A 17,579-nucleotide genomic window follows, 5' to 3' on the forward strand; every position below is an offset into this window, starting at 1 on the left:
CAGTTGAATTTCAAATCAGGCAGCGTTCCGGCAAAGGCACCGCGCCGGGCCTGAAACAAAAAAACCCGCCTGCCGGTGAGGGCAGGCGGGTTTCGGTTACAACCGGTGAATCAGTAGGACAGGCCGAAGCTTTCTTCGTCCATCGCCATCAGGTTGTCGGCACCGGACAGCATCGCCGCCACATGGGTGCGGGTACGCGGCAGGATACGCTGGAAGTAGAAGCGCGCGGTCTGCAGCTTGGCAGTGTAGAACGCCTCTTCGCTGGTGCCGGCAGCCAGCTTCTCGGCGGCCAGGCGAGCGATGTCGGCCCAGAAGTAGGCCAGGCAGGCATAACCGGAATACATCAGGTAGTCGACCGAGGCCGCGCCCACCTCTTCACGGTCCTTCATGGCGGCCATGCCCACTTTCATGGTCAGTTCGCCCCATTCCTTGTTCAGCGCCGCCAGCGGTTCGACGAACTCCTTCACCGCAGCGTTGCCTTCCTGCGCCTGGCAGAACTTGTGCACGATCTTGGTGAAGCCCTTCAGCGCTTCGCCCTGGGTCATCAGTACCTTGCGGCCGAGCAGGTCGAGGGCCTGGATACCGGTGGTGCCTTCGTACAGCATGGAAATACGGCTGTCGCGCACGTTCTGCTCCATGCCCCACTCGGCGATGAAGCCGTGGCCACCGTAGATCTGCACGCCATGGTTGGCCGCCTCGAAGCCGACTTCAGTCATGAATGCCTTGGCGATCGGGGTCAGGAAGGCCAGCAGGGCGTCGGCCTTCTTGCGCTCTTCTTCATCCTGGCTGTACTTGACGATGTCCACTTGCTTGGCGGTGAAGTACACCATTGCCCGGTTGCCTTCGGCGAAGGCCTTCATGGTCAGCAGCATGCGACGCACGTCAGGGTGGACGATGATCGGGTCAGCTGCCTTGTCCGGCGCTTTCGGGCCAGTTAGCGAACGCATCTGCAGACGCTCGCGGGCGTACTTCAGGCCACCCTGGAAGGCCACCTCGGCGTGAGCCAGGCCTTGCAGCGCGGTCCCCAGCCGGGCGGTGTTCATGAAGGTGAACATGCAGTTCAGGCCTTTGTTGGCCGGGCCGATCAGGAAGCCGGTGGCGCCGTCGAAGTTCATCACGCAGGTAGCGTTGCCGTGGATGCCCATCTTGTGTTCGATCGAGCCGCAGCTGACGCCGTTGCGCTCGCCCACGCCACCTTCGGCGTTGGGCAGGAACTTCGGCACGATGAACAGCGAGATGCCCTTGGTGCCGGCCGGTGCGTCCGGCAGGCGGGCCAGGACGATATGGACGATGTTGTCGGCCATGTCGTGCTCACCGGCGGAAATGAAGATCTTGGTTCCCGACACCTTGTAGCTGCCGTCGGCCTGGGGCTCGGCCTTGGTGCGCAGCATGCCCAGGTCGGTACCGCAGTGCGGCTCGGTCAGGCACATGGTGCCGGTCCACTCGCCGGATACCAGCTTGGTCAGGTAGGTGTGCTGCTGCTCAGGGGTGCCGTGCGCGGAAATGGTGTTCATCGCGCCGTGGGACAGGCCAGGGTACATGCCCCACGACCAGTTCGCCCCGCCGACCATTTCGCTCAGGGCCAGGCCCAGCGACTCCGGCAGGCCCTGGCCGCCGTGCTCGACATCATGCGCCAGGCTCGGCCAGCCGCCTTCGACGAACTGCTGGTAGGCCTCTTTGAAGCCAGTCGGGGTTTTCACGCCCGCTTCGCTCCAGGTACAGCCTTCCTGGTCACCCACACGGTTCAGCGGCGACAGCACCTGCTCGCAGAACTTCGCGCCTTCTTCAAGGATCGCGTCGACCATGTCGGGCGTGGCGTCCTGGCAACCCGGCAGGCTCTGATAATGCGCCTCATAGCCGAGCAGTTCGTCGCGAACGAAGCGGATATCACGCAAGGGGGCTTTGTAGTCAGGCATTGCGATGAACCTCTAGGTGAGTTCTGTGGGGTGACGCGCGCCGTGCGGCATCGATCAAACAGTTGTTTGAAACTTACGTTTAGCTCCGCCGGATGTCAAGAATGGACTATGGTGCCATTTACGCCACGAAAAACGGCAAATACGCCAACACATGGCACGACTGCGGCTGGCGCGGGTTTACCTGCGAAAAAAGCCGGGCTGGAAAACAGCTGTCCGGGCGGACACATTCGCGAGTGAACCCGCTCCCACAGGGGCGCAGGTGTGGATACGGAGGTGGATACCGGCGGTCAGGCGTAGGTATCGATGAACCGGCCAAGCATTTCGTCGGATGCCTTGGCGAGTTTCACGCCAAGCTCGACCTCATGTTTGCCCATGGCCATCTGCACCGTGCTGGTGGCCAGGTCCATCTGCTGGCTGCGGTCGACCGCGCGCAGGCGCTCGGCCTGAAAGTCGCTGGACTGGCTGGTGGCAGTACGTTCGGCGGTGGTATTGGCGATCTGGCTGGCGGCCTGATCGACGCGGTTCTGGCCGGTCTGGATTGCGCTCAGGCCCGCGTAATAGGCGGAGCTACCGGTGATTTCCATGTCAGGACTCCATTGACCCTGGATAACGAACAGGCCCAATTAAAGCAGGCCGGGCGCGAAAAGGCCCGTTTAAATCCCTAATGGCCCGGTGCCACTTGATAGCCCCTGGGTATTCCTGCTGCGGCTAATCCAGCAGATCCAGCTGCAAATGCTCAGCCACCATGTCGGCACTGGCCTGCTTGAGCTTGGGCACCCGCCCCAGGCAAGGCGCCGGCAACCGTTCGGCCAGGCTGGCCAGGTTCTCTTCCAGGCGCGAGGTACGGGGTTCGATGATGTTCGCCACCCACCCCGCCAGCTGCAGCCCGTCGCGGGCAATCGCCTCGGCGCTGAGCAAGGCATGGCTGATACACCCCAGCCGCACCCCCACCACCAGGATTACCGGCAGCTTGAGGGCAATGGCCAGGTCGGACAGGTTGGCCTGCCCCGACAACGGCACGCGCCAGCCGCCAGCCCCTTCGATCAGGGTGAAATCGGCATTCTGTTGCAGCACACTGCGCATCGCCGCGAGCAGCTCGGATACCGCCAGGGTCACCCCCGCTTCACGCGCCGCCACATGGGGTGCGATAGCCGGTTCGAAGGCAAACGGGTTGACCTGCTCGTAGGGCAGCTTGATCGAACTCTCGTCGATCAATGCCTGGGCATCGCTGTTGCGCAGCCCTTTCGCGGTCATCGTGCAACCCGAAGCCACCGGTTTGGCCCCCAATGTGCTCAGGCCCTGCAAGCGCGCCGCATGCAACAGCCCGGCAGCGATGGTGGTCTTGCCAACGTCGGTATCGGTACCGGCAATGAAATAGGCCTGGCTCATCTCGCCCCCCTTACGCCTGTGGCTTGCGCAACACACCATAGACCACTTGATACGTGGCTGGCAGCCCTTCGGCCTGGCGAAACGCCTCGTAGGCTTGCAGCAAGCCCTGCATGCGAGCCCGCCCGGTCAGGCCGGAAGGCCGGCCTGGGTTGAGGTTGTGTGCACCCAGCGCCTTCAGTTCGTGGGTCAGGCTGCGCACATCCGGGTAGTGCAGCACATGCGGGCAACGCTGCAGCTCAAGCTGCTCGAAGCCGCTGGCCGCACACAGGCGCTGGTAGTCTTCGAAACGGCGGAAGCGGTTCACATGCACCAGGCCATCCACCGCCTGCCAGCTGGCGCGCAGTTCAGCCAGGGTGCCCACGCACAGGCTGCTGAACGCCATCACGCCACCCGGGCGCAGCACCCGTTGCGCCTCTGCCAGCACGCTGGCGAACTGGTCGCACCACTGCACCGCCAGGCTGGAAAACACCAGGTCGACGCTGGCATCACGCAACGGCAAACGCTCGGCATCGCCTGCGACGTGATAGTGCGCCCCACCTTGCTCGTTGCGCGCATGGCGCAGCATGCCTTCGGCGATATCCACCGCCACGCCGCTGGCCGCGGCGAAACGCCCGGCCAGGGCCCGGCTGAAGTAGCCGGTGCCGCTGCCCAGGTCCAGCCAGCGCGACGGCTGCAAGCCTTCCGGCAAATGCGCCAGCAGGTTCAGGCCCACGGCACGCTGCAGGGCCGCCACACTGTCATAGCTGGCCGCAGCGCGGGAGAACGAGGCCGCCACCTGGCGCTTGTCGGGCAGTGCGCCAGGCAGGGTCGGACGGGAAAGGTCAGTCATCGCCACTCTCATGCAGGAAACTCTTGATGCCCGCCGCCAGTTCCTGCGGGTACTCCAGCAGGAACGCGTGGGAACTGTCTTCGACCAGGCCCACTTCCACATCGGGCAACAGCTCGCTCAGGGCTTTTGCCGCTTCCGCCGGCACCAGTGCATCGCTGCCGGCGAACAGGTGCAGCTGCGGGCCGGCGTAGGCCTGCAGGGCTTCGCGGGTATCCAGCTTGGCCAGTACTTCCAGGCCGGTGGCCAGGTACAACGGGTCGGTGTCCGGCACGCCGATACCCAGCTGGCGCAGCAGGGTGCGGGGTTGCTGGGCACCGTCGCTGCATAGCGTACGGAAGCGCTTGAGGGTGACCTGGGTATGGCTACGGCAGCCGTCGAGGAAGGTGCCGAAGGTATCTTCGGCCATGCCGTGGGGCCAGCCCGGGCGCACCACGAAACTGGGGTTGCTGGCCAGGGTCAGCAGGCCACAGCAGTGGTCGCCACGCTTGTGCGCCAGGGCGCTGGCCAGCATCCCGCCGAACGACCAGCCGCCCAGCCAGACATCGTTCGGCAGCTTGCGATCGAGGTGCTCGATCCAGGCCTGGACATCGCTGTGTGGCAGTTCCGGCAAGGGCATCAGCTCTACCTGCAGGCGCGCGTCCTGGCCACGCAGGCTGGCAGCCAGCGGCTCCAAGGAGGCAGTGCCCAGGCCCCAGCCGGGCAATAGAACAAGGCGATTACGCATCGGCGTTCTCCAACTGTGGATAACACTCGGCCAATGCATTCAACAATAGCTGCACCTGCGCCTCACTGTGGGCGGCGCTCAAGGTCACCCGCAGGCGCGCACTGCCCGCCGGTACGGTGGGTGGGCGGATGGCCGTCACCAGCAGGCCGCGCTCGCGCAGCATGCGCGACAGGCGCAGGGCTTGCGCGCTGTCGCCGATGACGATCGGCTGAATCGGCGTCGGGCTGTCCATCAACTGCAGCCCGATCTGCCGTGCGCCTTCGCGGAACTGGCGAATCCGCGCCGCCAGGTACTCGCGACGCCAGGCTTCGCGGCGCAGCAGTTCCAGGCTTTTCAGCGTGGCGCAGGCCAGCGCCGGTGGCTGGCTGGTGGTGTAGATGTAGGGGCGGGCAAACTGCACCAGCGCCTCGATCAATTCTTCGCTGCCAGCGACAAAGGCACCGGCAGTACCGCACGCCTTGCCCAGCGTGCCGATCAGTACCGGGACCTCATCCACACCCAGGCCGAAGTGCTCGACGATACCGCCGCCATGGCTGCCAAGGGTGCCCAGGCCATGGGCATCGTCGACCATCAGCCAGGCACCGCGCGCCTTGGCGACAGCGGCCAGTGCCGGCAGGTCAGCCAAGTCGCCATCCATGCTGAACACGCCGTCCGTCACCACCAGGGTATTGCCGACCGCCTTGTCCAGGCGGCTGGCCAGGCTGGCCGCGTCGTTGTGCAGGTAACGGTTGAAACGGGCCCCGCTGAGCAGCCCGCCATCGAGCAGCGAAGCGTGGTTCAAACGGTCCTGCAGCACCGTGTCACCCTGCCCCACCAGCGCGGTGATGGCGCCCAGGTTGGCCATGTAGCCGGTCGAGAACAGCAGCGCACGCGGGCGCCCGGTGAGCTCGGCCAAGGCCTCTTCCAGCTGATGGTGCGGGGTACTGTGGCCGATCACCAGGTGCGCGGCGCCCCCTCCGACACCCCAGCGCTCGGCGCCGGCCTGCCAGGCGGCAACCACTTCCGGGTGATTGGCGAGGCCCAGGTAATCGTTGCTGCAAAAGGCCAGCAAGGGCTGGCCGTCGACCACCACTTCCGGCCCCTGCGGGCTCTGCAGCAGTGGCCGCTGCCGATACAGGTCTGCGGCGCGCCGTTCGGCCAGGCGCGCGGCCAGGTCGAAGGCCATCTCAAGCCGACGCGGCGTTGTAGAACATCTCGCTGCTGCGCTGCTCGACCAGCGCCTGCTCGATGGCTGCCTGGTGCACTTCGTCGGCATGTTCCTCACGGGCTTCGGGCTGGATGCCCAGGCGGGCGAACAGTTGCATGTCCTTGTCGGCCTGCGGGTTGGCGGTGGTCAGCAGTTTTTCACCGTAGAAGATCGAGTTGGCGCCTGCCATGAAGGCCAGGGCCTGCATTTGTTCGTTCATCTGCTCACGGCCGGCGGACAGGCGCACGTGCGACTTGGGCATGAGGATACGCGCCACGGCCAGCATGCGGATGAAGTCGAACGGGTCGACGTCCTCTTCCTCGGCCAGCGGCGTGCCGGCGACCTTGACCAGCATGTTGATCGGTACCGACTCCGGGTGCTCGGGCAGGTTGGCCAGCTGGATCAGCAGGCCGGCGCGGTCGTCCAGCGACTCGCCCATGCCGAGGATGCCGCCGGAACAGATCTTCATCCCGGCATCACGTACGTAGGCCAGGGTCTGCAGGCGCTCGCTGTAGGTGCGGGTGGTAATGATGCTGCCGTAGAACTCCGGCGAGGTATCGAGGTTATGGTTGTAGTAGTCCAGGCCGGCCTGGGCCAGGGCCTTGGTCTGCTCCTGGTCGAGCTTGCCGAGGGTCATGCAGGTTTCCAGGCCCATCGCCTTCACGCCTTTGACCATTTCCAGCACGTAGGGCATGTCCTTGGCCGATGGGTGTTTCCAGGCCGCGCCCATGCAGAAGCGGGTGGAGCCGATGGCCTTGGCGCGTGCGGCTTCTTCCAGCACCTTCTGCACTTCCATCAGCTTCTGTTTTTCCAGCCCGGTGTTGTAGTGGCCGGACTGCGGACAATATTTGCAATCTTCCGGGCAGGCGCCGGTCTTGATCGACAGCAAGGTCGAAACCTGCACGCGGTTCGGGTCGAAGTGCGCGCGGTGCACGGTCTGTGCCTGGAACAGCAAGTCATTGAACGGTTGCTGGAACAGCGCCTTGACCTCGGCCAGGGACCAGTCGTGACGTGTTGTTGCAGTTGTGCTGGCGCTCATCGGTGTTTCCTTGTTTAGGCTGTAGCTGGCGCCGGGACAGGAAAGCCCGCCAGCGCATCACGGATAGCTCGCATAGTCATGGAAGGCCTATGAACTGTCAACCACACTGGAAAAGGCTGGTTTACAAGTGCTCAATTATTAATCAGATGTGCTTGCTTTGCGACGAGCGTGCCGGGCAGCCCTACCCGTTGTGCGTTGCCTGCGAACAGGCCCTGCCCTGGCTGGATGAGCAATGCCTGCGCTGCGCGTTGCCCATGCCGATGTCCGGCCTGACCTGCGCACAATGCAGCCGCCGCGCGCCGGCTTTCGAGCAGGTGGTGGCGCTGTGGCACTTCGGCTTTCCGGTAGACACGCTGATCAGCCGCTTCAAGCACAAGCGCCAGTGGCCGCTGGGACGCCTGATGGCTGAATTGCTGGGCCATGGATTGCTACATCGCTTCGCCGAGGGGGTGGGACGGCCCGACCTGCTGTTGCCGGTGCCCCTGGCCAGGCGTCGACAGCGCGAGCGTGGGTTCAACCAGGCTGGAATGTTGGCGCGCTGGTTGTCGGCGCAGCTCGGGCTACGTTGCGACGAACGGTTGCTGACGCGCACACGCGAAACACCCGCGCAGCAGCAGCTGGATGCCAGGGCAAGGCGGCGCAATTTGCGTCAGGCGTTTGCCTTCACGGGTGAGTTGACGGGCCAGCATGTCGCCATTGTCGATGACGTGCTGACCACGGGCGCAACCGCGCACACCATCGCCCAGGTGCTCCGCAACGCCGGTGCGCGGCGCGTGGATGTCTATTGCCTGGCACGCACGCCCAAACCGGGGTATGCATGACCCAACGCTATTTGCCACGGACAGAAACCCCGGGGCCGCCTCGCGCCCCCTTTCGCGACACAAGGCCAGTCCTACACACTATCCACCTGAGCCTCATGACGATTGGATACCATGCCCCTGCCGACCCTCCTTACCCAGCACATCGCCCGCCGCCCCCAGCGTATTGCGCTGCTGCAGCACGTTGCCGAACAGGGTTCGATCACCCGCGCCGCCAAGGCTGCGGGCATCAGTTACAAGGCCGCCTGGGACGCCATCGATGAGCTCAACAACCTCGCCAGCCAACCACTGGTCGAACGTAGCGCCGGCGGGCGAGGCGGCGGTGGTGCACGGTTGTCGCCGGAGGGCGAACGCGTGCTGCGCCTATATCAGCGTCTGCAGGCCTTGCAGGCGCAAATGCTCGAAGCGGCCGAGCAATCCAGTGACCTCGACCTGCTCGGTCGCCTGATGCTGCGCACCAGTGCGCGTAACCAGCTGCAGGGCCAGGTCAGTGGCCTGCGCCGGGAGGGGCGGCATGATCGCGTCAGCCTGGCGCTGGGCGGCGGGCTGGAGATCGAGGCGCTGATCACCCGTGACAGCACTGCGCGGCTGGAACTGACCTTGGGGACCATGGTGGTGGCACTGCTCAAGGCCGGGTGGGTGCGGTTGCTGGCGGCAGGGGAAGAGGCCGAAACGGGTAACAACTGCCTGGAGGCGACGGTGGAGGATGTGCTGGCGGAGGCTGATGGGCCGAGCGAGGTGCGGCTGGCGCTGGGCAACGGGCAGACGCTGTGTGCGTTTGCCGAAGCGGCCTGGCTGGCTGAGCACCGGGTGGCGAATGGCAGTACGGTACGGGTGCTGTTTCATCCGTCTTATGTGTTGATCGGGGTTCCCGCGTAGGCCGGCTGCTTGTCGCGCGGTTCGCGGGCGCGCCCGCGAAGAGGCCGGCACAGGGATAACGCGGTACCATGGGCCTTGTGCCGCTTATCCCCGGAGCTCTCATGTCCCACCCCTTCGACACCCTCACCCCCGACCTGGTCCTCGACGCCGTGGAGAGCCTGGGCTTTCTCAGCGATGCCCGGGTGCTGGCGCTGAACAGCTACGAGAACCGCGTCTACCAGGTAGGTATCGAAGGGGCGCAGCCGCTGGTGGCCAAGTTCTACCGCCCAGGCCGCTGGAGCGATGCGGCCATCCTTGAAGAGCACAGCTTCACCGCTGAGCTGGCCGACTGCGAGGTCCCGGTGGTTGCCCCGATGCAGCACGAGGGCCGCACCTTGTTCGAACACCAGGGTTTCCGCTTCGCCCTGTTCCCCCGCCGTGGCGGCCACGCCCCGGAGCCGGGCAATCTCGATCAGCTCTACCGCCTTGGCCAGTTGCTGGGCCGCCTGCATGCCGTAGGCGCCAGCAAACCGTTCGAGCACCGCGAAGCGCTGGCCGTGGAAAACTTCGGCCACGCCTCGCTGAATACCTTGCTGGCAGGTGGTTTTGTGCCCCGTGACCTGCTGCCAGCCTTCGAGTCGGTGGCCCGCGACCTGCTCAAGCGTGTGGAAGACATCTATGCCCGTACGCCGCACGGCCTTATCCGCCTGCACGGCGACCTGCACCCCGGCAACCTGATGCATCGCGACGAGGTGTACCACGTGGTCGACCTTGACGACTGCCGCATGGGCCCGGCCGTGCAAGACCTGTGGATGATGCTGGCCGGCAGCCGTGAAGAGCGCCTGGGGCAACTGGCCGAACTGGTCGATGGCTACAACGAGTTCCACGACTTCGACCCGCGCGAACTGGCCCTGATCGAAGCACTACGTGCCCTGCGCCAGTTGCACTACAGCGCCTGGCTGGCGCGGCGCTGGGACGACCCGGCCTTCCCGCCCAGCTTCCCCTGGTTCGGCCAGCCACGCTACTGGGGCGACCAGATCCTGGCATTGCGCGAACAGCTGGCGGCGCTGGATGAACCGGCATTGAAATTGTTCTAGAAGCACGCCCGCCTCTGTCTACAATAGGCGTCGCTTCATTTAGCTACCAAGCAAGGATTCTGCATGCACGCCGCAAACCCGCGACGCGGGTACCTACTGGGCCTGAGTGCCTACATCATCTGGGGGCTGTTTCCCCTGTACTTCAAGGCGATCCAGAGCGTCCCGGCGGTGGAAATCATCGTTCACCGGGTGCTGTGGTCGGCGCTGTTCGGCTCGCTTCTGCTACTGGTGTGGAAACACCCTGGCTGGTGGCGCGAACTGCGCGACAACCCGCGCCGGCTGGGCATCCTCGCCCTCAGTGGGGCGCTGATTGCCGGCAACTGGCTGACCTATGTATGGTCGGTAAACAATGGCCGCATGCTCGAGGCCAGCCTGGGTTACTACATCAACCCGCTGGTCAATGTGCTGCTGGGCATGCTGATTCTTGGCGAACGCCTGCGCCGCCTGCAATGGCTGGCCGTGGCCATGGCTGCCGTAGGCGTGGCCCAGCAGGTATGGCAGGTGGGCAGCCTGCCATGGGTGTCGCTGGCGCTGGCATTGAGCTTCGGCTTTTACGGGTTGATCCGCAAACAGGCACCGGTAGCGGCGCTGCCCGGCCTGGTGGTGGAAACCTGGATGCTGGTACCCCTGGCCCTTGGCTGGTTGCTGCTGCACCCGGCGGCAATGAGTGCGCAGAGCGCGTTCTACACCAGCAGCGAAGCCTTGTGGCTGATGGCCGCAGGGCCGGTAACGCTGATACCGCTGGTGTGCTTCAACGCTGCCGCGCGGCACCTGCCGTATACCACGCTGGGCTTCCTGCAGTACCTGGCGCCGACCCTGGTGCTGCTGCAGGCGGTGCTGCTGTTCGACGAGCATCTGTCGTCGAGCACACTGGTGGCATTCATGTTCATCTGGGCGGGGCTGGCGGTGTATAGCGTCGATGCGTGGTTGAGTTTGCGCAAGCGTAGCTGAACAAAAAATGACCATTATCCTGCAGGCCTCGCGGTTCGGGGCCTGCAGCGACATCTCCAAAGGTTATCCACACCCTCGTCCCCGTGCTTTGTGCACAAGCGGCTGATTTCTGTACGTTTTTTGCTCAAACATCGGGAAGGCTTGCCGTTCCTGGGCTGGCGAGGTGCGCCCCCAGCTTATCCACAGGGCCGTCCCCGCGAAATCGGGATAACCCGATCATTCTTCCGGCCGCAACTTCAACTCCACCATCAAGTCGTCCGCCAGGCTCTCCAGCTTCTGTTGCAGGTCATCCAGCGACAAGGTCAACGGCAGCGCCAGCAGCGCATCGGCATGAAACAAGGGCTCACTGCTCATCGGCGCCGGCCGCACCTCGGTGGTGAAGCGCTCCAGGTTCACCCCCTGGTCCGCCAGCAGGCGGGTGATATCGCGGACGATGCCCGGGCGGTCATTGCCCACCAGTTCCATGGCAATCGGTTTCCAGGTGCATGACGGCTCGATGCCACTCTCGGCGATGAGCACGCGAATATCGTATTGCCCCAGCGCTTGCAGCGACTTCACCAGCTCGTCGTAGTTTTCTGCTGGCACCGCCACCCGCAGGATGCCGGCAAACTGCCCGGCCATGCGCGACATGCGGCTTTCCAGCCAGTTGCCACTGTGGTCGGCAATGCACTGGGCAATACGCTCGACCTGGCCGGCCTTGTCCGGAGCAATCACAGTCAGTACAAGATGATCCACAAGCCGTTCCTCGTGTCGGACCGCGCCGGGCGGCGGGAAATCAGGCGATCGACTCAGTATAGGCAAGGCGCGTCAACCTGCCGCAGGGCAATTTGCATAACGAATCGTGTACTGTTTCAAGATTTATCTGGAACAATCCACCTGTTTTTTGCGAACATACCCACTCCCAGCGTGACCATACGCGACCAACGGGTCGCATAACGGCGCTTTTAGTCTGATTTTGCCCCGCCTACTGCTTCATGTAGTATCCCGTGGCGCGGACTACAAAACGTCGTTTGGATGTCTGCCAAGGCGCCTGTGAAAATACGCACACTGTCTGCCAGCCGGTCTGGCAGGCCGCACCCAGCCGCGCTCGGGCTTCCCCGGGTGCATGCACTGGTGCCGTGTTTAGAGAAGCGCTACAGGCTTAATACAGAAGAGCGAAATAGCTGAGCAGAGTGAGGCAAGCAATGACTGGATACGTTCAAGTCGGTGGCCTTCAGGTCGCCAAGGTCCTGCACGACTTCGTGAACAACGAAGCCATCCCCGGGACCGGCATCGTCGCCGAGCAGTTCTGGGCCGGTGCAGAAAAGATCATCAATGACCTCGCTCCAAAGAACAAAGCCCTGCTCGCCAAGCGCGACGAGCTGCAAGCCAAGATCGACGCCTGGCACCAGGCACGCAAAGGCCAGGCCCACGACGCCGCAGCCTACAAAGCATTCCTCCAGGAAATCGGCTACCTGCTGCCACAAGCTGACGATTTCCAGGCCACCACGCAGAACGTGGACGAAGAAATTGCCCACATGGCCGGCCCGCAGCTGGTCGTACCGGTAATGAACGCCCGCTTCGCCCTGAACGCTGCCAATGCCCGCTGGGGCTCGCTGTATGACGCGCTGTACGGCACCGATGCCATCAGCGATGAAGGCGGTGCCGAGAAAGGCCAGGGCTACAACAAGGTACGCGGTGACAAGGTCATCGCCTTTGCCCGCGCGTTCCTCGATGAAGCCGCACCACTGGCAGCCGGCTCGCATGTCGATTCCACCGGCTACCGCATCGAAGGCGGCAAGCTGGTCGTTGCCCTCAAGGGCGGCAGCAACAGCGGCCTGCGTGACGACGCCCAGCTGATCGGCTTCCACGGCGATGCCGGCGCGCCGACAGCCGTGCTGCTCAAGCACAACGGCCTGCACTTCGAGATCCAGATCGATGCCAGCACCCCGGTCGGTAGCACCGACGCCGCCGGCGTGAAGGACATCCTGATGGAATCGGCACTCACCACCATCATGGACTGCGAAGACTCGGTCGCCGCGGTCGATGCCGACGACAAGGTGGTGGTCTACCGCAACTGGCTGGGCCTGATGAAAGGCGACCTGGCGGAAAACGTCAGCAAGGCTGGCAAGACCTTCACCCGCACCATGAATCCGGACCGCGAGTACGCCGCGCCCAACGGCGGCAGCGTGACCCTGCACGGCCGTTCGCTGCTGTTCGTGCGCAACGTCGGCCACCTGATGACCAACCCGGCGATCCTCGACGCCCAGGGCAACGAAATCCCCGAAGGCATCCAGGACGGCCTGTTCACCAACCTGATCGCCCTGCACAACCTCAACGGCAACACCAGCCGCAAGAACACCCGCACCGGCAGCGTGTACATCGTCAAGCCGAAGATGCACGGGCCGGAAGAAGTTGCCTTCGCCGCCGAGATCTTCAGCCGCGTCGAAGACCTGCTGGGCATGAAGCGCAACACCGTCAAGGTCGGCATCATGGACGAGGAGCGCCGCACCACGGTCAACCTCAAGGCCTGCATCAAGGCGGCCGCCGAGCGCGTGGTGTTCATCAACACCGGCTTCCTCGACCGCACTGGCGACGAGATCCACACCTCGATGGAAGCCGGCGCCGTGGTGCGCAAGGGTGCCATGAAGAACGAGAAGTGGATCGGCGCCTACGAGAACAACAACGTCGACGTTGGCCTGGCCACCGGCCTGCAAGGCCGGGCCCAGATCGGCAAAGGCATGTGGGCCATGCCGGACCTGATGGCGGCCATGCTCGAGCAGAAGATCGCCCACCCGCTGGCCGGTGCCAACACCGCCTGGGTGCCATCGCCAACCGCCGCCACCTTGCATGCCCTGCATTACCACAAGGTTGACGTGCAGGCGCGCCAGCGTGAACTGGCCTCGCGTACCCCGGCATCGGTGGACGATATCCTGACCATCCCGCTGGCGGCCGACACCAACTGGTCGGCCGAAGAGATCCGCAACGAGCTGGACAACAATGCCCAGGGCATCCTCGGCTACGTGGTGCGCTGGATCGACCAGGGCGTGGGTTGCTCGAAGGTGCCGGACATCAACAACGTCGGCCTGATGGAAGACCGCGCCACCCTGCGCATTTCGGCCCAGCTGCTGGCCAACTGGCTGCGTCACGGCGTGGTCAGCCAGGAGCAGGTGGTCGAGAGCCTCAAGCGCATGGCCGTAGTGGTCGACCAGCAGAACGCAGGCGACGCCTTGTACCGGCCGATGGCGCCGAACTTCGACGACAACATCGCATTCCAGGCAGCTGTGGAACTGGTGCTGGAAGGTGGCAAGCAGCCAAACGGTTACACCGAGCCGGTACTGCACCGTCGTCGCCGCGAGTTCAAGGCGCGTAACGGGTTGTAAGCAGCATCTGTACACGGGGCCGCTTTGCGGCCCCAAACTGCTTCAGCGGATCTGCAACTCTTTCCTCACCAGCTCCAGCAGCCTCTCCAGGTCCACCGGCTTCAACAGGAAATCCACCACCCCCAGGTGCATCACGTCCACCGCCTCTTCGACATCGGTGTCGCCGGACACCACGATGATCGACAACGCTGCCCGCTCCGACTCGCGAATCTGCCGGATCAGTTCCAGGCCATCCTCGGGTTGCATGCGTAAATCGGTGATCATCAGGCCTATGCGCGGTTGGTAATGCAGATACAGCCTGGCTTCCTCGGCGCCATCCGCCCCCACGCAGTCGATACCCCGGCTTTTCAGGTAATAGATCAGCGCATCGCGGTTGGCCGCGTTGTCATCCACCACCAGCACCAGTGGCTTGGCGGCCGCCGGCGCATTGGCCAGGGCCAACGCCTCGCGTTCGGCGTCGCTCAGGATGTCGTGGGGCTCAGGCATGGTCATCTCGTCAAAAAAACTCCGCTTCAGCATTAGGACCACAGAACTTGCGTAACCCGTCCCGCCTTTCGTCGGGTCTTTGACGGGCCGCTCATAGACTTACGTCCAATGGGCACCACCCCGCCGCAAGCCGACCATGGAGGCAGAGAACAACATGGTCGGCACCTATATATAGATATATATAGATCGGCATAGCGATACGGTCAGTTTCATGAGCAAAAAGGACGCCTACAGCCAGGCGGGCAGGACAGCAGTGCTGCAGAATATCCAGGGTACCCTGCAGTTCCTGCAGCGCTTTCCGCCGTTCAACCAGATGGAACACAGCCACCTGGCCTATCTGGTCGAGCAGTGCCAGCTGCGCTTCTATGCCTGCGGCGAGAGCATTGTCAAACCTGCCGACGGGCCGGTGGAACACTTCTACATCGTCAAGCAGGGCCGCGTGGTCGGCGAGCGCCAGCACCTGGTCAAACCTGGTGTCGAGACCACGTTCGAGATCACCAGCGGCGAATGCTTCCCGCTGGCTGCCCTGCTCGGCGAGCGGGCGACCCGTACCGAGCACCTGGCCGGTGAAGACACCTTCTGCCTGCAGTTGAACAAGGCAGCGTTCATCCGCGTATTCTCGATGTCCGAGGTGTTCCGCGATTTTGCCCTGCGCGGGGTCAGCAGCCTGCTCGACCAGGTGAACCAGCAGGTGCGCCAGCGCGCCGTGGAAACCCTCGGCACCCAGTATTCACTCAATACCCCCCTGGGTGAACTGGCCATGCGCCACCCGGTGGTGTGCAGCGCTGACACCCCGCTACGCGATGCCGTGCGGCTGATGCACGAGCAGCAGGTAGGCAGCATCGTGGTGGTCGATACACAGCGCTACCCCACCGGGATCTTCACCCTGCGCGACCTGCGCCAGGTGGTGGCCGCAGCCGATGCCGAGCTGGGCGCGCCGATCGAGCGACACATGACTGCCCGACCGTTCTACCTCAGCCCCCAGGCCAGCGCCTTCGACGCGGCCATGGCCATGACCGAGCGACACATTGCCCACGTATGCCTGGTGGAAAACCGCCGCCTGTGCGGGGTGGTTTCAGAGCGCGACCTGTTCTCCCTGCAACGGGTCGACCTGGTGCACCTGGCGCGTACCATCCGCCATGCCCCCCGGCTGGAGACGCTGGTCTCGCTGCGCGGCGAAATCAGCCAGCTGGTCGAGCGCATGCTGGCGCATGGCGCGTCATCCACGCAGATCACCCAGATCATCACCCTGCTCAACGACCACACCGTGTGCCGGGTGATCGAGCTGGCACTGGCCGAGCGCGGCGACCCCGGCGTGCCGTTCAGCTGGCTGTGCTTTGGCAGTGAAGGACGCCGCGAGCAAACCCTGCACACCGACCAGGACAACGGCATCCTCTTCGAGGCAACCGACAGCGCCGAAGCCAACGCCATCCGCACCCGCCTGCTGCCGCTGGCGCAATACATCAATCAATGCCTGGCCCAATGCGGCTTTACCTTGTGCAAGGGCAACGTCATGGCCGGCAACCCGGAGTTGTGCCTGTCGCGCAGCGAATGGGCGCGGCGCTTTGCCGGCTTTGTCCGTGAAGCCAGCCCGGAAAACCTGCTGGGCTCGAGCATCTACTTCGACCTGCGTGTGGTGTGGGGCGATGACCAGGGTTGCGAGCAATTGCGCCAGGGCTTGCTCGAACAAGTGGCCGACAACCGCCTGTTCCAGCGCTTGCTGGCTGACAACGCCTTGCGCCAGCGCCCGCCGGTTGGCCGCCTGCGTGAGTTCGTGCTGACCCGCCAGGGCAACGACAAGGCAGCCACCCTCGACCTCAAGGTCCAGGGCCTGACGCCCTTCGTCGATGGCGCCCGGTTGCTGGCCCTGGCCAATGGCATCGGCGCCTGCAATACCCTGGAACGCCTGCGTCAGTTGGTGGCCAAGGGCATCATCGAGGCACAGGACGGCGCGGCGTACGAGGAGGCCTACCACTTCATTCAGCAAACCCGCATGCAGCAGCACCAGCGCCAGACGCGCGACAACCTGCCCTACTCCAACCGGCTCGATCCGGACAGCCTCAACCATCTTGACCGGCGCATCCTGCGTGAATCCCTGCGCCAGGCTCAGCGCCTGCAAAGCAGCCTCGCCCTGCGGTACCAGTTATGAGCCTGTTCACCTGGTTGCGCCCCAGCGCGCCCGAACTGGACGTTGCCACGCGCCAGCGCCTGGCCCGGCTGGCCAAGCCCGCCCCCCTGGGGGTGTGCACCCTGCGCGAACAGCGTTGGGTAGTGCTGGACCTGGAGACCAGCGGCCTGAACCTCAACCGTGACCAGGTGCTGTCGATCGGCGCCGTGGCCATCGAAGACGGCGCCATCGACTTTGCCCAGCAGTTCGAACGCACCCTGCACCGGCCAACGCAGAAGACCAACGCCAGCGTGCTGATCCACGGCCTGGGCCCGAGTGCCCTGGCTGCCGGTTGCGACCCGGCCGAAGCCTTGCTCGATTTGCTCGACTTCATCGGTAACAGCCCGGTGCTGGCGTTCCATGCCCCCTTCGACCAGCGCATGCTGGCCCGCGCGTTGAAGGAAAGCCTGGGCTATCGCCTGCTGTCGCCGTTCCTCGACATCGCCGAACTGGCACCGATGCTCAACCCCGACACGGTACTGCGCGAGGCCGGTCTCGATGACTGGGTGGCGCGGTTCGGCCTGCAAGTGGAAGAACGCCACCATGCCAGTGCCGACGCCCTGGTGACCGCCGAGTTGGCGCTGATCCTGTTCAGCCAGGCCCGGCGCCAGCAGCTGGACAGCCCATTGCAACTGGAGCAGCGGCTGCGCGGGTGGCGGCGGCGCAAGGTCCAGAGTCACGGCCTGTAATCGCTTTTGCAGCTCGGGCCGTTCCATGATGGCCATCCGATAAGCGCCCATTGCGCCCTGCCCCCCGC

General features: G+C 64.4%; 16 protein-coding genes. 7 read left to right on the forward strand and 9 right to left on the reverse strand.

Annotation, left to right across the window (positions count from 1 at the left end; translation table 11 throughout):
* Positions 1-110: 110 nt before the first annotated feature.
* From ACLEJP_RS06655 to bioB, 7 genes are all read right to left on the reverse strand, one after another.
* Positions 111-1,916, reverse strand: a complete 1,806-nt coding sequence (locus ACLEJP_RS06655) for a phenylacyl-CoA dehydrogenase (RefSeq protein WP_225780101.1) — start codon at positions 1,914-1,916, stop codon at positions 111-113.
* A 287-nt stretch (positions 1,917-2,203) separates the two neighbouring features.
* Positions 2,204-2,500, reverse strand: a complete 297-nt coding sequence (locus ACLEJP_RS06660; RefSeq protein ID WP_225780100.1) for a pyrroloquinoline quinone biosynthesis protein PqqE — start codon at positions 2,498-2,500, stop codon at positions 2,204-2,206.
* Between the two features lie 124 nt (positions 2,501-2,624).
* Positions 2,625-3,305, reverse strand: a complete 681-nt coding sequence (gene bioD, locus ACLEJP_RS06665) for a dethiobiotin synthase (RefSeq protein ID WP_440805024.1) — start codon at positions 3,303-3,305, stop codon at positions 2,625-2,627.
* 10 nt (positions 3,306-3,315) lie between these two features.
* Positions 3,316-4,134 (reverse strand): malonyl-ACP O-methyltransferase BioC, encoded by an 819-nt coding sequence (gene bioC / locus ACLEJP_RS06670; RefSeq protein ID WP_289131742.1) that lies wholly within the window; start codon positions 4,132-4,134, stop codon positions 3,316-3,318.
* On the reverse strand, positions 4,127-4,858 hold the full coding sequence (locus ACLEJP_RS06675; RefSeq protein ID WP_440805025.1) for an alpha/beta fold hydrolase: 732 nt from the start codon (positions 4,856-4,858) through the stop codon (positions 4,127-4,129). The genes bioC and ACLEJP_RS06675 overlap by 8 nt, the downstream gene beginning before the upstream one ends.
* Positions 4,851-6,023: an 8-amino-7-oxononanoate synthase gene (gene bioF / locus ACLEJP_RS06680; RefSeq protein WP_440805027.1), complete on the reverse strand. Its 1,173-nt coding sequence runs from the start codon at positions 6,021-6,023 to the stop codon at positions 4,851-4,853. Before bioF ends, ACLEJP_RS06675 begins: the two co-directional genes overlap by 8 nt.
* A gap of 1 nt (position 6,024) precedes the next feature.
* The gene (bioB, locus tag ACLEJP_RS06685; protein ID WP_170027915.1) at positions 6,025-7,083 is read right to left on the reverse strand and encodes a biotin synthase BioB; all 1,059 of its coding nucleotides are present in this window, start codon (positions 7,081-7,083) and stop codon (positions 6,025-6,027) included.
* Between the two features lie 89 nt (positions 7,084-7,172).
* Here bioB and ACLEJP_RS06690 point away from each other — a divergent pair, with 89 nt between their 5' ends.
* The 4 genes from ACLEJP_RS06690 (at position 7,173) to rarD (ending at position 10,807) form a co-directional block, all read left to right on the forward strand.
* Positions 7,173-7,904, forward strand: a complete 732-nt coding sequence (locus tag ACLEJP_RS06690) for a ComF family protein (RefSeq protein WP_440805029.1) — start codon at positions 7,173-7,175, stop codon at positions 7,902-7,904.
* 111 nt (positions 7,905-8,015) lie between these two features.
* Positions 8,016-8,780, forward strand: a complete 765-nt coding sequence (locus tag ACLEJP_RS06695) for a TOBE domain-containing protein (protein WP_440805030.1) — start codon at positions 8,016-8,018, stop codon at positions 8,778-8,780.
* A gap of 101 nt (positions 8,781-8,881) precedes the next feature.
* Positions 8,882-9,856, forward strand: coding sequence for a serine/threonine protein kinase (locus ACLEJP_RS06700; protein ID WP_440805032.1), 975 nt, complete (start codon positions 8,882-8,884; stop codon positions 9,854-9,856).
* 63 nt (positions 9,857-9,919) lie between these two features.
* Positions 9,920-10,807 carry an EamA family transporter RarD gene (gene rarD, locus ACLEJP_RS06705; protein ID WP_440805034.1) on the forward strand — a complete coding sequence of 296 codons (888 nt, stop codon included), beginning with the start codon at positions 9,920-9,922 and terminating at the stop codon, positions 10,805-10,807.
* Positions 10,808-11,023: 216 nt separating this feature from the next.
* Here the strand turns inward: rarD and ACLEJP_RS06710 are convergent, their stop codons facing one another.
* A complete protein-coding gene (locus ACLEJP_RS06710; RefSeq protein WP_440805036.1) occupies positions 11,024-11,542 on the reverse strand; it encodes a glycine cleavage system protein R in 519 nt (172 codons plus the stop codon).
* Between the two features lie 449 nt (positions 11,543-11,991).
* On the opposite strand from ACLEJP_RS06710, the gene ACLEJP_RS06715 reads away from it, so the two are divergent.
* Positions 11,992-14,169 (forward strand): malate synthase G, encoded by a 2,178-nt coding sequence (locus ACLEJP_RS06715; protein ID WP_440805037.1) that lies wholly within the window; start codon positions 11,992-11,994, stop codon positions 14,167-14,169.
* Between the two features lie 42 nt (positions 14,170-14,211).
* Here ACLEJP_RS06715 and ACLEJP_RS06720 read toward each other — a convergent pair whose 3' ends face one another.
* Positions 14,212-14,688: a response regulator gene (locus ACLEJP_RS06720; RefSeq protein WP_289131733.1), complete on the reverse strand. Its 477-nt coding sequence runs from the start codon at positions 14,686-14,688 to the stop codon at positions 14,212-14,214.
* Between the two features lie 178 nt (positions 14,689-14,866).
* Here ACLEJP_RS06720 and ACLEJP_RS06725 point away from each other — a divergent pair, with 178 nt between their 5' ends.
* Together ACLEJP_RS06725 and ACLEJP_RS06730 are read left to right on the forward strand one after the other, a co-directional pair.
* Positions 14,867-16,804: a DUF294 nucleotidyltransferase-like domain-containing protein gene (locus ACLEJP_RS06725; RefSeq protein ID WP_440805040.1), complete on the forward strand. Its 1,938-nt coding sequence runs from the start codon at positions 14,867-14,869 to the stop codon at positions 16,802-16,804.
* Complete coding sequence (locus ACLEJP_RS06730) at positions 16,801-17,511, forward strand: 3'-5' exonuclease (protein ID WP_440805042.1); 711 nt, start codon at positions 16,801-16,803, stop codon at positions 17,509-17,511. The genes ACLEJP_RS06725 and ACLEJP_RS06730 overlap by 4 nt, the downstream gene beginning before the upstream one ends.
* The last annotated feature ends 68 nt before the right edge of the window (positions 17,512-17,579 follow it).

The organism is Pseudomonas sp. SMV7, assembly GCF_052041995.1.
GTDB lineage: Bacteria > Pseudomonadota > Gammaproteobacteria > Pseudomonadales > Pseudomonadaceae > Aquipseudomonas.

What these genes read in the sequence shown, in the direction of transcription:
- ACLEJP_RS06720 (WP_289131733.1), bottom strand. Translation starts at nt 14,688, where the DNA reads ATGCTGAAGCGGAGTTTTTTTGACGAGATGACCATGCCTGAGCCCCAC.
- ACLEJP_RS06700 (WP_440805032.1), top strand. Translation starts at nt 8,882, where the DNA reads ATGTCCCACCCCTTCGACACCCTCACCCCCGACCTGGTCCTCGACGCC.
- ACLEJP_RS06660 (WP_225780100.1), bottom strand. Translation starts at nt 2,500, where the DNA reads ATGGAAATCACCGGTAGCTCCGCCTATTACGCGGGCCTGAGCGCAATC.
- bioC (WP_289131742.1), bottom strand. Translation starts at nt 4,134, where the DNA reads ATGACTGACCTTTCCCGTCCGACCCTGCCTGGCGCACTGCCCGACAAG.
- ACLEJP_RS06725 (WP_440805040.1), top strand. Translation starts at nt 14,867, where the DNA reads ATGAGCAAAAAGGACGCCTACAGCCAGGCGGGCAGGACAGCAGTGCTG.
- ACLEJP_RS06675 (WP_440805025.1), bottom strand. Translation starts at nt 4,858, where the DNA reads ATGCGTAATCGCCTTGTTCTATTGCCCGGCTGGGGCCTGGGCACTGCC.
- ACLEJP_RS06655 (WP_225780101.1), bottom strand. Translation starts at nt 1,916, where the DNA reads ATGCCTGACTACAAAGCCCCCTTGCGTGATATCCGCTTCGTTCGCGAC.
- bioD (WP_440805024.1), bottom strand. Translation starts at nt 3,305, where the DNA reads ATGAGCCAGGCCTATTTCATTGCCGGTACCGATACCGACGTTGGCAAG.
- ACLEJP_RS06690 (WP_440805029.1), top strand. Translation starts at nt 7,173, where the DNA reads ATGAACTGTCAACCACACTGGAAAAGGCTGGTTTACAAGTGCTCAATT.
- rarD (WP_440805034.1), top strand. Translation starts at nt 9,920, where the DNA reads ATGCACGCCGCAAACCCGCGACGCGGGTACCTACTGGGCCTGAGTGCC.
- bioF (WP_440805027.1), bottom strand. Translation starts at nt 6,023, where the DNA reads ATGGCCTTCGACCTGGCCGCGCGCCTGGCCGAACGGCGCGCCGCAGAC.
- ACLEJP_RS06730 (WP_440805042.1), top strand. Translation starts at nt 16,801, where the DNA reads ATGAGCCTGTTCACCTGGTTGCGCCCCAGCGCGCCCGAACTGGACGTT.
- ACLEJP_RS06715 (WP_440805037.1), top strand. Translation starts at nt 11,992, where the DNA reads ATGACTGGATACGTTCAAGTCGGTGGCCTTCAGGTCGCCAAGGTCCTG.
- ACLEJP_RS06695 (WP_440805030.1), top strand. Translation starts at nt 8,016, where the DNA reads ATGCCCCTGCCGACCCTCCTTACCCAGCACATCGCCCGCCGCCCCCAG.
- bioB (WP_170027915.1), bottom strand. Translation starts at nt 7,083, where the DNA reads ATGAGCGCCAGCACAACTGCAACAACACGTCACGACTGGTCCCTGGCC.